Source organism: Bradyrhizobium sp. Bra78 (assembly GCF_024519855.1).
GTDB lineage: Bacteria > Pseudomonadota > Alphaproteobacteria > Rhizobiales > Xanthobacteraceae > Bradyrhizobium > Bradyrhizobium japonicum_G.
On the sequence record NZ_JALJRE010000021.1, the window covers coordinates 25,417 to 39,818 of the forward strand.

Here is a 14,402-nt window from a genome sequence, read left to right on the forward strand (position 1 = left end):
CCGGCGCGCGCCACGGGCCCGCCTGCCCGCGGTGGATGCAGATTGCATGGCGCGTCATCACTGTACTGTTTGTTTCGGCGACAGCGGTGGCAGCAGAGGACAGCTCGCCCGCGAGCTCCGACGTCGCCGTCCCCAGTGCCGAAGAGCCCGCCAAGCCGGCGGAGAAATCCACCGACGCGCGCGAGAGCGACACGCGGGAGTCGATCTGCCTGATCGTCGAGGCGGCCGCGCGCGATGCCAACCTGCCGCTGGAGTTCTTCGCCCGCGTGATCTGGCAGGAGAGCCGCTTCCAGGCCGATGCCGTGGGGCCCATGACGCGCAGCGGCGAGCATGCGCAGGGGATCGCGCAATTCATGCCGGGCACCGCGAGCGAGCGTGGGCTGCTCAATCCCTTCAATCCGGTACAGGCGCTGCCGAAGTCGGCCGAATTCCTGAACGAGCTGCGCAACCAGTTCGGCAATCTCGGCCTCGCTGCCGCCGCCTACAATGCCGGGCCGCGCCGGGTGCAGGAATGGCTCGCCGGCACCGGTCCGATGCCGGAGCAGACACGCAACTACGTTCTCGCCATCACCGGCACATCCGTCGATGCCTGGGCCAAGGCAGGGGGCACCGGCAAGGGGCCGCCAAGCGCGCCACCGACGGGCTGCCGCGATCTGATGGCCCTCCTGAAGCGCGCTCCGAATGCCTTCGTCGCCGAGCTGGAGCAGCATGTCGAGCTTGCCGCCGCAAAGATCTGGGGCGTGCAGCTCGCCGCCGGCTTCGACCGCAACAGGGCGCTGGCGATGTATTCCCGCGCCGTCACCCGGCTCGGCCCCGTGATCGGAGAACGCGATCCGAGCCTGCTAAGCTCGGTGCTGCGCAGCCGCGGCACGCGCGCCTTCTATCAGGTGCGCATCGGCGCCGACACGCGGAGCGAGGCGGACGAACTCTGCGGTCGAATCCGCAAGTCAGGCGGGGCTTGCTTCGTGCTGAAGAACCGTGGTGTGAGCGGGTAGGGCATTCCGGAACGACGGTCGCGAGCGCCACGCGTGCATGCCAGCCCCGCCGCCCGCTTGCTTGACGCCAGCCCTCGCTTTGCCCGTTATGCCAGCACGATTCCTCACCCCGGCCCAAGACTCCCGTGGCGCTTCCTCCGCTCGATTCACCTCAATGGCAAAGCCCGTGGCGCGCCTTTGCGTGGGGGCTGCGCTCGATCACGCAGACGATCCTCACAATCGTGCTGTTCGTGACCTATCTCGGAATCGGCGCGCTCGCTCACGACACCCATTTCAGTCTGCTCTGGGCGCTCTGCTCGACGCTTTTCGTATGGGCAGGTCCGGCGCAGATCATCCTGATCACGACGCTCGGCTCCGGTGCGACCGTCATCCAGTCCGCAATCGCGGTCACCGTCAGTGCGATCCGCCTGTTTCCGATGGTGGTCTCGGTGCTGCCGCTGATGCGCACGCCGACGACCAAGAGGCGCGAGCTGGTCTTTGCCGCTCACCTCACCGCGGTGACGCTGTGGGTCGAATGCCACCGCTTCCTGCCGCAGGTGCCGCGCGAGCGGCGCATCGCGTTCGTCCACGGGCTCGGCTGCGGCCTGGTCTCGGTGTGCCTTACCGCCAATGCGGTCGGCTATTTCCTTGCCGCCAATCTCACGCAGACGCTTGGCGCGGCGATCCTCTTGCTGACGCCGTTGTCCTTCCTGTTCTCGACCGCGCGCAACAGCCGCGAGGTCGCCGATGTCGTCGCGCTCGCGCTGGGGATATTGCTGTATCCGCTGGCCGCGAAGATGAACTCCGGCCTCGACATCCTCGTCAGCGGCCTGATCGCGGGCACGATCGCCTATGGCGTGCATTGGTGGCGGGAGGTGCGCGCATGAGCTATGCGCAGCTCATCGGCGACTGGCATGCGCTAGCGGTGCTGTTCGTCGCCGGCGTCGTTCCCAACCAGATATGGCGGATGCTGGGCCTGTGGTTCGGCGGCGGCCTCGACGAGGGCTCCGAGCTTCTGGTCTGGGTGAGGGCGGTCGCGACCGCGATCCTGGCCGGCGTCATCGCCCAGATCGTGGTCGAGCCGCCGGGCGCGCTCGCTAGCGTGCCGGATGTCCTGCGCTATGGCTCAGTCGGCGCCGGCCTCGTGGTATTCCTGCTGACCCGCCGCTCGATCTTCGCGGGCGTGGTCGCGGGCGAAGTCTTCATGCTGGCCGGCAAGTGGTGGTTGGGTTAAAACCCCGGCGAACAGCAGGGAACTGGAAATATGGTTCGCGAAAACGAGCTCCGCGAAGGCGAGGTCGCCATCGAGCTGCCCCCGACCGGGGATGCCGGCCTCGTCTTCATCGGCCGCATCCGCACGCCCTGGACCTCGCGGCTGGAGACGCCGCGGCAGGGGCGGCATGACGGCCCGATATGCCGGCTCGAGATCTTCGAGCCGTTCCTGCCGGCGATCAAGGGCGTCGATTTCTACAGCAATCTCGAAGTGCTCTACTGGCTCGACAAGTCGCGCCGCGACATCCTCCTGCAAAGCCCGAAGAACAACGAGAAGACCCGCGGCGCCTTTTCGCTGCGCTCGCCGGTTCGGCCCAATCCGATCGGCACCTCGATCGTGAAGCTCGTTGGCATCGAGGGCAACGCGATCCTGGTGCGCGGGCTCGATTGCATCGACAATACGCCGCTGATCGACATCAAGCCCGACCGCTGCGAGTTCACCCCATTGGCCGCGCCGCAGCCGGGGGATTTCCAGACCGAATAGGGGGGGCGCTCCGCTCTAACGTCGTCGTTGCGAGGAGCCCTTGCGGCGAAGCAATTCAGACTGTCTCTGCGGGAGCAGTCTGGATTCGCTTCGCTCGCAATGACGATTGGGAGAGACTTAGACCGCCTGCAACGCCGCGATTAGCTTGGTTGCGTTCTCTTCCAGCACCTTGACGTCTTCCTTGCGGCTGGCGGGCGGCAGCATGGCCACGCCGTCGTGGCGCGGCATCACGTGCATGTGCAGGTGAAACACCACCTGTCCGCCGGCGGCCTCGTTGAACTGCTGCACGGTGATGCCGTCGGCCTTGAACGCCTTCATCGCAGCGGCGGCGATCTTGTGCGCGCCGCGGGCGACATGCGCATAGTCGTCGGGCTTGATGTCGAGGATGTTGCGGGCAGGGGCCTTCGGGATCACCAGCGTGTGGCCGGGCACCCGCGGCATGATGTCGAGGAATGCGAGCACATGCTCGTCCTCATAGACCTTGTGACAGGAGAATTCGCCGCGCAGGATCTTCGCGAAAATGTTGTTGGGATCGTAGGCGGTCATGGCGGCGGCTCCTCGAGATTTTTGCCTACTGTCACCAGCGGCGCAAGGGCGTCAAGGCGCCTCGTCGACGCCTTTGCGGAACGGGCCGAGCTCGGCGAGCTCCCGCCCAGCCTCCGCGACATAGGCGCGCTCGCGCTTGAGGTAATCGTCGATGGCGCGGCGCAGGCCGGGATCGGCGATGAAGTGGGCGGAATGGGTCGTCCGCGGCAGGTAGCCGCGCGCGATCTTGTGCTCGCCCTGCGCGCCGGCCTCGACATTCCCCAAGCCGTGTTTGATCGCGAAATCGATCGCCTGATAGTAGCAGACCTCGAAATGCAGGAAGGGATGATGCTCGACCGCGCCCCAGTTGCGGCCGAACAGCGTGTCCGAGCCGATGAAGTTGATCGCGCCCGCGATCCAGCGATCGTTACGGCGGGCCATCACCAGCAGCACATCCTGGCTCATGGTCTCGCCGATCAGCGAGAAAAATTCCCGCGTCAGATACGGCCGGCCCCATTTGCGTGAGCCGGTCTCCATGTAGAACGTGAAAAACGCATCCCATGCGTCTTCGGTGATGTCGCGGCCCGTGAGCCAATGGATCGTGACGCCGGCGGCCAGTGCGTCGCGCCGCTCGCGCTTGATCGACTTGCGATGGCGCGAGTTCAGCGTCGCCAGGAAGTCGTCGAAGCTCGCAAAACCCTCATTGTGCCAGTGGAACTGCTGGTCGGTGCGCTGGAGGAAGCCGTGCCGGGCCAGTAGCTTCCACTCAGCCTCGCGCGCGAAGGTGACGTGGACCGAGGAGGCCTTGCTGACGCCGCACAGCGCCACCAGCCCGCTCGCCAGCGCTTCCGTGATGCGCTCGTGGTCGACGCCGTCTCGGACCAAGAGCCGAGGGCCGGTCGCGGGCGTGAAGGGAACCGAGACCTGCAGCTTCGGGTAATAGCGCCCGCCCGCACGCTCATAGGCGTCGGCCCAGCCGCGGTCGAACACGTACTCACCTTGAGAGTGCGATTTCAGATAGCAAGGGACGATGCCAGCGACGCGGCCGTCGAGCTTGGCCACGAGATGCCGCGGGCCCCAGCCGGTGCGGATTGTGGCTGAACCTGATTTCTCGACGGCGGATAGAAATGCGTGGGAGACGAAGGGGTTATAGGCAGGCTTTGAGAGTCCGAGGGAATCGCCTGGAAGTCCGGACGAGGTTCCCTTGCCATGTCCGTTACAAGCCGTGCCGGGATTGGCGCAGGCGTCCCAATCCTCAGCAGATACCTCGCCAATCGAGGGTACAGCCTCGAGCGTGATTTCAGATGATGCCATCGTGCCCAAGATCGTGCATTGCAGCAGTGACTTCAAGAGGGCGTCCCAAGAGGGCGTCCTAAGGCACGAACCCCTCGAAGATCATCTGATCCGCATATTGCCCGACCCGCGTCCGCTGCTCGGGCGTGCGCACGGTCCAGCCCAGCAGGGCGCAGCCAAAGACGTTGCGGGCGATCCAGGGGGCGGGGGCCGGGAGGTGGTCGACCTTGAAGGCGACGAAATGCGGCTGGGTCTGGAAGCCGTGGCGCAGGTACAGCATGCTGTCGCGCTGCTCCCGGGTCAGGTAGGCCCAGTACTCGTCCTCATAGCTCCGCTGCGCGACGATGCCGCGCGGGCGGGAGGGCAACAATTCGCGCAGAGCCAGCACCTGGTCGGGGTCGAAGGACATGCCGACCGCTGCCCCCTGATAGGACGCCAGCACCTCGGCCATCCGCTTCACCAGCTTGCGGTCGCCGCCAAAATGGCTCTTCACCTCGATCACCAGCGGCACGCGGCCGGCCACCATGGCGCAGAGGTCGGACAGCGACATCATCCGCTCGTCGGTATCCCTAAACTTGATCGCCTTCAGTTCGGCGGCGGTCTTCTTGACCAGATCGCCGGTCGCCTCGGTGAGGCGGCCGAGCGCATGGTCGTGATGCACCATAGCCTCGCCGTCGGCGGAAAGCTGGATATCGACCTCGATCGAGAAATTGCCAGCGATGGCAGCCTGCACCGCGCCCGGCATGTTCTCGACGATGCCGCGGGAAATGTCGTGCAGGCCACGATGGGCGACCGGCCGGGCTGTCAGCCAATCAGGAGCGCGCATTCGCGTCAGGCGACCTCGAACACGCCTTCGACCTCGACCGCCGCATCCGCGGGGAGCGAGGCGACGCCGACGGTGGTGCGGGCGTGGCGGCCCTTGTCACCGAAGGCGGCGACCATCAGGTCGGAGGCGCCGTTCAGCACCTTCGGCCCGTCCAGGAAGTCCGGGGCGGAGTTGATGAAGCCGCCGAGGCGCACCACGCGGACGACCTTGTCGAGGTCGCCGAGGGCAGCCTTGACCTGGGCCAGCAGGTTGACGGCACAGCCGCGGGCGGCCGCGGTCCCTTCTTCGATGGTCACTCCGGCGCCGAGCTTGCCCTTGGCGATCAGCTTGCCGGCGGGATCGAAGCAGACCTGGCCGGAGACGAACAGCAGATTGCCGGTGCGCACGAACGGCACGTAATTGGCCACGGGGGTGGGGGCCTCGTGCAGCTTGATGCCCTGTTCCGCCAGTTTCTGCTCGACCGTGCCCGCCATCTTCGACCTCGTTGTCCAAAATTCATCCGCTCCGGCGCGTCCGTTGGCGGCCGGGCGCGCCCTGTTTCGCCCATCGTGCAGCCACATGCAAGCAACCGGAAGGCCCGCATTTTGTTGAGGCAGGGCAGGCGGTTCGGGGTGAGGGTCGCAAATTTACGTGAAACGGCCTCAGTTGCGGCGCAATGGAACGGTCATTAAAATGTCGAATCTGCGCTTCCCCAAGGACGCATCTTCAAGGAACAGACATGGTGCACCTTTTCCGGACTTCACTCGGTGTGATGGCGCTCGCGGCAGCCGTCTTTGGAGCCGGGGGCGGGGCTTACGCAGCCAGCGGTCCGTTTCTCGCGCATCAGGCGCTCTATGACCTCAGTCTGGTGAAATCGCGCTCCAATTCGGTCAACAGCGCGCGCGGGCGCATCCTCTACAACTTCACCGGAAGCTCGTGCGAGGGCTACACCTCCGAATTCCGCCAGGTCTCCGAGCTCGACAGCGGCGAGGGCAAGATCACGCTCAGCGACCTCCGCTCCAATTCCTGGGAGGACGCTGCGGGCAAAAGCTATCGCTTCAAGATCGAGACACGGATGAACGAGGCCGACGCCGGCCGGGTCGACGGCTCCGCGGAACGCGACGGCGACCACATCAACGTCAAGCTGAAGCTGCCGGCGCCGAAGAGCTTTACCCTCGACGGCAAGATCGTGTTCCCGACCGAGCAGATCCAGCGCATCATTGCCGCCGCCAAGGACGGCAAGTCGCTGCTCGAGCTGTCGGTTTATGACGGCTCCGACGACGGCCAGAAGGTCTACAACACGCTGACCGTGATCGGCCAGCCGATCCCCGCCGAGCGCGCCGGCTCGTCCGATCCGTCGACGTCCGACGAGCACATGAAATCGCTCAAGCGCTGGCCGGTCACCGTCAGCTATTTCGACCGCGAAGCCCAGCATAAGGAAGGCGAGCAAACCCCCGTCTATGCGATGGCGTTCGAGCTCTACGAAAACGGTGTCTCGCGCCAGCTCGTGCTTGATTACAACGATTTCGTGATCTCCGGCGCGATGGGCAAGTTCGACGTCAAGGACAGCAAGCCCTGTAATTGAGGGCGAGGCGTCTAGCCCTTGTCGCACTCTGCGTCTACGCTTGCTCCCAACCACAAACCTCCGGGAGCAAGCCTATGCCCAAGCTCGATCATCTCCGCCCCAGCGGCCTGCACCACAATCCGGCCTATTCCCATGTCGTCACCGCCACAGGTGCGCGCACGATCTACATCTCCGGCCAGGTGTCGGTGGACGAGGAAGGGCGGATCGTCGGCGAAGGCGATATTGCCGCGCAGACCACCCAGGTGATGCAGAATCTCGGCCACGCGCTGAAGGCGGCCGGTGCGAGCTACGCCAACATCGTCAAGATCACGACCTTCGTCGTGAACTACAAGCCGGAGCTGCGCCCGATCATCGGCAAGGCCCGCTCCGCCTTCTTCGAAGGGATGGAGCCGCCGGCCTCGACCCTCGTCGGCGTCTCCGCGCTCGCCGCGCCGGAATGGCTGATCGAGATCGAGGCGATCGCGGTCGCGGATTAAAGTCGAGGCCGGCGAGCACCCTCAGGCCGCGCTGAAGCGGGAATTGTCCGAGGAACTCGGCATCGACGTCGATCCAAGCGGGATGTCTATGTCGGAGGATATACCGCGCCTGCGGCGCACGAGCCTGGCCGGCAAGTCGATGCGGAACTTCCGCATCGTCATCGCGCACCCGGTCGCTCCCGGAGCGGAGATTGAGGAGATTCTCTGGCTCGATCCGTCCACGCCCGGAGCCTTAAAGCTTGCACCTCTGACGCGCGACAGGCTGCCTCCGCTGTGCTCGCGGCCGGCCAAAACGATGGATTAGTCCAGGCTCGCGTCTGATACATCCTGCAGAGCGGCCATCGTATCATCGGCCCTCTCGACGGGTACGAAGAGATGGTCGTGGTGGAAGGCCGAAACGGCGTTCACGCTGATGCCGGAGTCAGCCAGATGTGCGGTGATGGCCGCAAGAAAGCCCACCGCATCGAGCGCGGAGTGAACCGTCAAGGTGATCAAACGCGAGGGGAATTCGTAGCGCAATCCCACGGCTTCGGCTTCGTCACGCAGGATCACCAGCGTCGTTCCTTCCCGCTCGCGGAATGTCAGCAGCGGGCTGATCGCCGCCGGAACGCGCTCGTTTGCCGGAATCGTGCAGAACACGAAGATGCCAGGCCGCAGCTCCGGCTTCATGTGTCTCAGCAGCGCGGTGAGGTCTCGTTCCCCCGACATCACTCCTGCGCCTTCTCCGGCCCGTCATACGCAATGCCGCGGATCACCGCGGCGCTGCCGAATTTCTTCCGCAAACTGTCCACCGCGCGCTCGGCATGGGCGGCGCGGCGGTCGAGCATGTCGGTGTCGTCGGAGGCCGAGCCCTCGCGCAGCGCGCTGACGCCGGCGCCCATCAGGCGGAAGGCGGTGCCGTCGATCTCCTTGGCCAGCATCTCGCGGCAGATCGAGAAGATCTTGGCGGCGAGCTGCGTCGGCGCTGCGATCGACTGCGAGCGGGTGCGCTGGCGGAAATCGGCGGTCTTCAGCTTCAACGTGACGGTGGATCCGGCAAGCTCGCTGCTCTTGAGCCGCGACGAGGTCTTCTCGCACAGCCGCCACAAGATCTTCTCCAACGTCGCGAAATCGCGGATGTCGGTCTCGAAAGTGGTCTCGCTCGAGATCGTCTTGGCGCCCCGATCTGGCTCGACGCGGCGGTCGTCGATGCCGCGCGCGAGCCGCCATAGCCGGCGGCCGTCGCTCGGAAACTGCCGCATCATCTCGATCTCGTCGGCCTTCTGCAGATCGGCGATGATGCGGAAGCCGCGCTGAACCAGGCGCTCCTGCGTGGCCGGTCCGACACCGAAGATGAAGCCGACCGGCCTCGAAGCCAGCATCAAACGCGCTTCTTCCTGGTCGAGCGCGGCGAAGCCGCGGGGCTTGTCGAGGTCGGAGGCGATTTTGGCCAGGAACTTGTTGCAGGACAGGCCGACCGAGACGCTGATGCCGATATCGCGCTCGATGTTGCGCGCGAACCGCGCCAGCACCTTGGCCGGGATCATGCCGTGCACCCGCTCGGTGCCGGAGAGATCGAGGAAGGCCTCGTCGATCGAGAGCGGCTCGACCAGCGGTGTCAGCGCCTGCATGGCCTGCCGCACCTCGCGGCCGACGCGGACGTATTTCGCCATGTCCGGCCGGATCACGGTCGCATGCGGGCAGGCTTCCAGCGCCTTGTACATCGGCATCGCCGAGCGCACGCCATAGGTGCGCGCGATGTAGCAGGCGGCGGACACGACGCCGCGTTTTCCCCCGCCGATGATGACGGGCCTGTCGGCGATCTCAGGATTGTCGCGCTTCTCGACCGTCGCGTAGAAGGCGTCGCAGTCGATATGCGCGATGGTAAGGCTCGCGAGCGCGCGGTGGCGGACGAGGCGAGGAGAGCCGCAGGCGGAACAGCGCCGCACGCCCGCATCCAGATCGGCCGAACAATCCCGGCAGAAGCAGCGGGGCCCGGCCGGATCGGGAGCGCTCACGGCACGTCGCGCTCCCAAGTCCGGTCGCCCAGTGCGTCACCGAGGACCTGCCGGGCCGCAGCCACGTTGGTGGGGTGCAGTTCCGCGGAGCTGGCAAAGGCCTTCACGGTGGCGTCATCGCGCATCACGAAATCGAGCACGCTGAGCAGGAAACCGGGATCCGAGGCGGCGTTCCGGAGCGACTCCGGGCCGACGCCTGTCTCAGCCAGGAACAGGCCCAGCCGCTCAGGATCGCCCGCGACGAAAGACAGGGCCTGAATCGCAACGATTTCAGCGACTTCGCGAGGGTTGTGAACAGGCTTTTTCAAGGGGCCGGTTTGCCTTTCCGTTAACTTTAGGTGTCTACTTTGAAACCATCATGCCCGAGTCTCTGGACCCTCGACAAGCAACTGGAAACCACATCGCAGAAAGTGGGCACTCGGGTTTAACGAAACTAGAGCGAATTCGAGGCTAGTTTGAATCCAGTTTTTGAAGCGCCGGCGAGCGGCGCCTGAGGCGCTACATGCATCGGTCTGCGGACCAAACAGGAGGGCGGGATGGCTAAGACCGTCCTGATCGTGGAAGACAACGAGCTCAACATGAAGCTCTTCCGCGACCTGTTGGAGGCGCACGGCTACCAGACCACGGGCACCAGCAACGGCTACGAGGCGCTCGATCTCGTCCGCAAGATGCGGCCCGACCTCGTGCTGATGGATATCCAATTGCCGCAGGTCTCCGGGCTCGAGGTGACGCGCTGGATCAAGGACGATCCGGAGCTGCGCTCCATCCCGGTCGTCGCGGTCACGGCGTTCGCGATGAAGGGCGACGAAGAGCGCATCCGCGAAGGCGGCTGCGAAGCCTATTTGTCCAAGCCGATCTCGGTCGGCAAGTTCATTGAGACGGTCCGGCGTTTCATCGGATAGGAAGTGAGTTCAAAGTGTCCGCGCGTATCCTCGTCGTCGATGACGTCCCTGCCAACGTCAAGCTGCTCGAAGCCCGTCTGTCCGCCGAATATTTCGACGTGATGACCGCCTCCAACGGCGCCGAGGCACTTGCGATCTGCGCCCGCGCCGAGTGCGACATCATCCTGCTCGACGTCATGATGCCCGACATGGATGGCTTCGAGGTCTGCCGCCGCCTCAAGACCGATCCGACCACGCACCACATTCCGGTCGTGATGGTCACCGCGCTCGACAGCCCCGCCGACCGCAATCGCGGGCTGGAAGCCGGCGCCGACGATTTCCTCACCAAACCCGTCTCCGACGTCGTGCTGATCGCGCGCGTGCGCTCGCTGACGCGGCTGAAGATGATGACCGACGAGCTGCGCATGCGCGCCATCACCTCGCTCGAGATCGGCATGCAGGCGCCGGAGCGCACTGCGGTCGCCGACACCGGCAAGGGCGGCCGCATCCTGCTGGTTGACGACCGCGAGTCCTCCTACGAGCGGCTGGCGGGCCTGCTCGCCGCCGAGCACACCGTCGATGTCGAGCCGAACCCGACGGAAGCGCTGTTCCACGCCGCCGAGGGCAATTACGACCTGCTGATCGTCTCGCTCGACCTCAACAATTTCGACGGCCTGCGGCTCTGCAGCCAGGCGCGCTCGCTGGAGCGCACCCGCCACGTGCCGATCCTGGCGATCGCCGACCCCGAGAACTCGACGCGGCTGCTGCGTGGGCTCGAGATCGGCGTCAACGACTATCTGCTGCGTCCCATCGACAAGATCGAGCTGCTGGCGCGCGCCCGCACCCAGATCCGCCGCCGCCGCTACACCGACCACTTGCGCGACAACGTGCAGAACTCGATCGAGATGGCGATCACCGACGCGCTCACCGGCCTGCACAATCGCCGCTACATGGAGAGCCATCTGGCGACGCTCGCCGAGCAGGCCGCGACCCGCGGCAAGCCGCTCGCGCTGATGATCCTGGACATCGACTACTTCAAGTCGATCAACGACAATTACGGCCACGACGCCGGCGACGACGTGCTGCGCGAATTCGCGGTGCGCGTGCGCAAGTCGATCCGCGGCATCGATCTGGCCTGCCGCTACGGCGGCGAGGAGTTCGTCATCGTGATGCCGGAGACCGATCTCCACGTCGCCGGCATGGTCGCCGAGCGCCTGCGCCGCTCGATCGCGGGCGAGCCGTTTGCCGTCCACAAGGGCACCAAGCGCATCGAGGTCACGATCTCGATCGGGCTGACCACGCTGGAGCAGAAGGGCGAGGCGGTCGCCGACGTCCTCAAGCGCGCCGACACGGCGCTGTATCGCGCCAAGCACGATGGCCGCAACCGGGTGGTGTCGCACGCGGCGTAAGGCCGGCGACACAAGAAATGCGAAAACAACCCCATGCACAGTAGCCGCGCCAGTCGGATCAACGGCTTACGTGGGCCGCGAAAATCGCTTGCGCCATCGGCAGCGCCGTTTGACACGTCGGGCAAAACAGGAGCATCTTAGTAGGATCGGGCGGGGCGTGAATGAACGCTGTCGCCGCATCCATGGGTCCCGGATCCGCGCTTCGCTTGTCCGGGACGACAGCGGTTATTGAGGCTAGGGCTTGCCTCGCTTCACAGGCGGCTTCGCACCATCCCCCACATCCACGCCTGCATTGCGCAGCAGCACCTTCGCCGCTTCCTTCGCCGCGCGCGCCATCGCGGGGTTGTCGCGCACGAGGTCCTGGGCGATGGAGCCGTCGACCAGCAGCACGAGCTGCGTCGCGAGCGCATCCGCATCGGCGACGCCGAGCTCGATCAGCCGCTCGCGAAACCAGACGCGGCGGCTTTCCTTGAAGGCGATCGCGATCTTCTTCACGGCGCGGTCGGCTGGGCCGAGCTCGGCGACCGCGTTCACGAACGGGCAGCCGCGAAAATCCCGGGCGGCGAAACGCCGTTCCAGCGAATCGAACGTTGCCAGGATCTGCTCGGCCGGCGGCTTGTCCGAGGCGCGGGGCTGCACGAAGCGGCGTTCGAGGTACGCCGCGATCAGCGCATCCTTGGAGGGGAAGTGGTTGTAGAGCGTGCGCTTGGAGATCCCGATCTCGGCCGCGATGGTATCGACGCCGATGGCGCGAATGCCTTGCAGATAGAACAGCTTGTCGGCGGTCTCGAGGATCCGCTCCTTCATCGTCTGTGGGGTCGTCGGGGGAGCCATGCGATAGCGTGCGTCCTGTTGGCTTGACAAGCGTCCACCTTTCATAGCCTAAGTACACAGGTCTGTGTAACCAAAATCAACCGATATTGCAGACGTTGGCGCGTGCGCCGCGCCCACGAGGGAGAAGAAAATGCCCCTGTTGCAGGTCCTGCGCCCGACATTGCCCATCCTGATCGGCGCTTCGATCATGCTCACCCTGAGCATGGGACTGCGGCAGTCGCTCGGCATCTTCATGCAGCCGCTCACGCATGACATCCACATTTCGATCTCGGATTTCACGCTGGCGCTGGCCGTGCAGAACCTCGCCTGGGGCTTCTTGCAGCCGCTCGCCGGCGCGATGACGGTGCGCTACGGCTTCCGCCCGATCATGATCGTGGGCTCGCTGATGTACATCGCGGGCCTCCTGCTGATGGCGACCGCGAACGGTCTCGTCAGCATCATGATCGGTGCCGGCGTGCTGATCGGGACGTCGCTGGCCTGCACCGCGGCCGCGATCGCGATGTCGGTGGCGGCACGCGCGGTCCCTGCGACGGTGCGCTCCACCGTGCTCGGCATCGTCTCCGGCGCCGGCTCGCTCGGCGCTCTTTTGTCGGCGCCGATCGGGCAGCTGCTCAACGAGGGCTTTGGCTGGCGCGTCGGGCTCGCCGGCTTCGTCATCATGTCGGTGCTGATGCTTCCGGCCGCGTGGTATGCCGGCCGCGTCGACGGGGTTCCGCTGCCGAAGCCCACGGCCGACGACATCGGCGATGCCACCGCCATGACCGCGGCGAAGACCGCGTTCGGCAATGCGTCCTTCGTTGTGATGACCTGCGCCTATCTCGTCTGCGGCATGCAGCTCGTGTTCCTCACCACGCACCTGCCGTCCTATCTCGCCATCTGCGGCCTCGATCCGATGCTGAGCGCACAGACGCTCGGCATGATCGGCGGCTTCAACGTGCTGGGCTCGCTTTTCTTCGGCTGGGCCGGCCAGCGCTGGAACAAGCTGGCGCTGCTCGGCGGCATCTACATCCTGCGCTCGCTGGCGCTCGCCTGGTACTTCACGCTGCCCGCGACTCCGGCCTCGACGCTGCTTTTCGGCGCGATCATGGGCTTCCTGTGGATGGGCGTGGGGCCGCTGGTGGCAGGCGCGGTCGCCGAGATGTTCGGCCTGCGCTGGCAGGCGATGATCCAGGGCCTTGCCTTCATGAGCCACCAGATCGGCAGCTTTCTCGGCGCCTATGGAGGAGGGGTGATCTACGACGCGCTCGGCTCCTACACCATGGCCTGGCGCATCGGCGTCGCGCTGGGCCTTGCGGGCGGCATCATCCAGGTCGCGTTCGCGCTGATCCGTCCGTCGCAGCCGCCAGCGCCGGTGTTACGGACGGCGTAGGCGGGGCGCGTGCTTATGAGCGTCCGCTTGGGAGTTTGCAACGGACGCCGGGCCTTGGGGATGAGCCTCGCATAACGCTCGATCGGAGCGGCCCCGATTAGACGTCTGGCCAGTCGTGCGGTCTCTCGTCCTTGGCTCTTTCCTCGGCCAGGAGCCGTAACAGCGTTTGGTGCCGTGCTTCGTCGCGTGACGGGTCACCTTCACTGATGGCGATCAGCTTCTCGTAACGTCTGATGTTTTCGTGGCTTATGTAGTTTTGCATTGCGCCCTCCGACGGCGGGTAGCGTGGCGCGCTGAAGCCAATATTAGCTGCCCTTTGCGCATTTGGTGCAAGGCTTATTGCTGGTCGGACGAGAAATGCCTCAGCGGCGCTGTCCTTAATGGGCGAGCGCGGCTTGGATGCTTGCCGACCCAGAATTGAGGAAGGCGGCGCTTCATCCGCCGGAGAAGTAAGCCGCCTCAGTTGGCCATGTTCCTTTGATCCGGCTCAAACGGTCT

The 14,402-nt window shown here is 65.4% G+C and carries 18 protein-coding genes; 10 read left to right on the forward strand and 8 right to left on the reverse strand.

Going from position 1 to position 14,402, the window contains the following annotated elements:
- The first annotated feature begins 35 nt into the window (after positions 1–35).
- The 4 genes from OC450_RS32160 (at position 36) to tsaA (ending at position 2,730) form a co-directional block, all read left to right on the forward strand.
- Positions 36–995 (forward strand): transglycosylase SLT domain-containing protein, encoded by a 960-nt coding sequence (locus OC450_RS32160; protein ID WP_262049351.1) that lies wholly within the window; start codon positions 36–38, stop codon positions 993–995.
- Between the two features lie 125 nt (positions 996–1,120).
- The gene (locus tag OC450_RS32165) at positions 1,121–1,861 is read left to right on the forward strand and encodes an AzlC family ABC transporter permease (RefSeq protein ID WP_262049352.1); all 741 of its coding nucleotides are present in this window, start codon (positions 1,121–1,123) and stop codon (positions 1,859–1,861) included.
- Complete coding sequence (locus tag OC450_RS32170) at positions 1,858–2,208, forward strand: AzlD domain-containing protein (protein ID WP_262049353.1); 351 nt, start codon at positions 1,858–1,860, stop codon at positions 2,206–2,208. Before OC450_RS32165 ends, OC450_RS32170 begins: the two co-directional genes overlap by 4 nt.
- Positions 2,209–2,238: 30 nt before the next feature.
- Positions 2,239–2,730: a tRNA (N6-threonylcarbamoyladenosine(37)-N6)-methyltransferase TrmO gene (gene tsaA / locus OC450_RS32175; RefSeq protein WP_262049354.1), complete on the forward strand. Its 492-nt coding sequence runs from the start codon at positions 2,239–2,241 to the stop codon at positions 2,728–2,730.
- Between the two features lie 117 nt (positions 2,731–2,847).
- Here the strand turns inward: tsaA and OC450_RS32180 are convergent, their stop codons facing one another.
- Genes OC450_RS32180 through OC450_RS32195 form a run of 4 tightly spaced genes read right to left on the reverse strand, consistent with a single transcriptional unit; the run spans position 2,848 to position 5,847 of the window.
- Complete coding sequence (locus OC450_RS32180) at positions 2,848–3,276, reverse strand: HIT domain-containing protein (RefSeq protein WP_211385850.1); 429 nt, start codon at positions 3,274–3,276, stop codon at positions 2,848–2,850.
- Between the two features lie 51 nt (positions 3,277–3,327).
- The gene (locus tag OC450_RS32185) at positions 3,328–4,569 is read right to left on the reverse strand and encodes a GNAT family N-acetyltransferase (protein ID WP_211385851.1); all 1,242 of its coding nucleotides are present in this window, start codon (positions 4,567–4,569) and stop codon (positions 3,328–3,330) included.
- Positions 4,570–4,627: 58 nt separating this feature from the next.
- Entirely contained in the window at positions 4,628–5,374 is a 747-nt protein-coding gene (locus OC450_RS32190) for a glycerophosphodiester phosphodiesterase (RefSeq protein WP_211385852.1), read from the reverse strand.
- A gap of 5 nt (positions 5,375–5,379) precedes the next feature.
- Entirely contained in the window at positions 5,380–5,847 is a 468-nt protein-coding gene (locus OC450_RS32195; RefSeq protein ID WP_262049355.1) for a RidA family protein, read from the reverse strand.
- 245 nt (positions 5,848–6,092) lie between these two features.
- Here OC450_RS32195 and OC450_RS32200 point away from each other — a divergent pair, with 245 nt between their 5' ends.
- The 3 genes from OC450_RS32200 to OC450_RS32210 all read left to right on the forward strand — a co-directional run bounded on the left by OC450_RS32200 (position 6,093) and on the right by OC450_RS32210 (position 7,718).
- The gene (locus OC450_RS32200; protein ID WP_256807097.1) at positions 6,093–6,938 is read left to right on the forward strand and encodes a cell envelope integrity EipB family protein; all 846 of its coding nucleotides are present in this window, start codon (positions 6,093–6,095) and stop codon (positions 6,936–6,938) included.
- Positions 6,939–7,012: 74 nt separating this feature from the next.
- Positions 7,013–7,414 carry a RidA family protein gene (locus OC450_RS32205; RefSeq protein ID WP_256807098.1) on the forward strand — a complete coding sequence of 134 codons (402 nt, stop codon included), beginning with the start codon at positions 7,013–7,015 and terminating at the stop codon, positions 7,412–7,414.
- Positions 7,410–7,718, forward strand: a complete 309-nt coding sequence (locus OC450_RS32210; RefSeq protein ID WP_262049377.1) for an NUDIX domain-containing protein — start codon at positions 7,410–7,412, stop codon at positions 7,716–7,718. The genes OC450_RS32205 and OC450_RS32210 overlap by 5 nt, the downstream gene beginning before the upstream one ends.
- Here the strand turns inward: OC450_RS32210 and OC450_RS32215 are convergent.
- The 3 genes from OC450_RS32215 to OC450_RS32225 are packed head-to-tail and all read right to left on the reverse strand — an operon-like array spanning position 7,715 to position 9,719.
- On the reverse strand, positions 7,715–8,122 hold the full coding sequence (locus tag OC450_RS32215; protein WP_262049378.1) for an ACT domain-containing protein: 408 nt from the start codon (positions 8,120–8,122) through the stop codon (positions 7,715–7,717). The genes OC450_RS32210 and OC450_RS32215 overlap by 4 nt on opposite strands.
- Positions 8,122–9,411 (reverse strand): DNA polymerase IV, encoded by a 1,290-nt coding sequence (locus tag OC450_RS32220; RefSeq protein WP_211385856.1) that lies wholly within the window; start codon positions 9,409–9,411, stop codon positions 8,122–8,124. Before OC450_RS32220 ends, OC450_RS32215 begins: the two co-directional genes overlap by 1 nt.
- Entirely contained in the window at positions 9,408–9,719 is a 312-nt protein-coding gene (locus tag OC450_RS32225) for a DUF3572 domain-containing protein (protein ID WP_015685596.1), read from the reverse strand. Before OC450_RS32225 ends, OC450_RS32220 begins: the two co-directional genes overlap by 4 nt.
- Positions 9,720–9,947: 228 nt before the next feature.
- On the opposite strand from OC450_RS32225, the gene OC450_RS32230 reads away from it, so the two are divergent.
- Complete coding sequence (locus tag OC450_RS32230) at positions 9,948–10,313, forward strand: response regulator (protein ID WP_007603272.1); 366 nt, start codon at positions 9,948–9,950, stop codon at positions 10,311–10,313.
- A gap of 14 nt (positions 10,314–10,327) precedes the next feature.
- A complete protein-coding gene (locus tag OC450_RS32235) occupies positions 10,328–11,701 on the forward strand; it encodes a PleD family two-component system response regulator (RefSeq protein WP_256807099.1) in 1,374 nt (457 codons plus the stop codon).
- A gap of 234 nt (positions 11,702–11,935) precedes the next feature.
- On the opposite strand, the gene OC450_RS32240 is transcribed toward OC450_RS32235, so the two are convergent.
- Positions 11,936–12,535, reverse strand: coding sequence for a TetR/AcrR family transcriptional regulator (locus tag OC450_RS32240; RefSeq protein ID WP_262049356.1), 600 nt, complete (start codon positions 12,533–12,535; stop codon positions 11,936–11,938).
- A 130-nt stretch (positions 12,536–12,665) separates the two neighbouring features.
- Between OC450_RS32240 and OC450_RS32245 the strand changes: the two genes are divergently transcribed.
- Positions 12,666–13,904, forward strand: coding sequence for an MFS transporter (locus OC450_RS32245; RefSeq protein WP_262049357.1), 1,239 nt, complete (start codon positions 12,666–12,668; stop codon positions 13,902–13,904).
- Positions 13,905–14,402 lie beyond the last annotated feature (498 nt).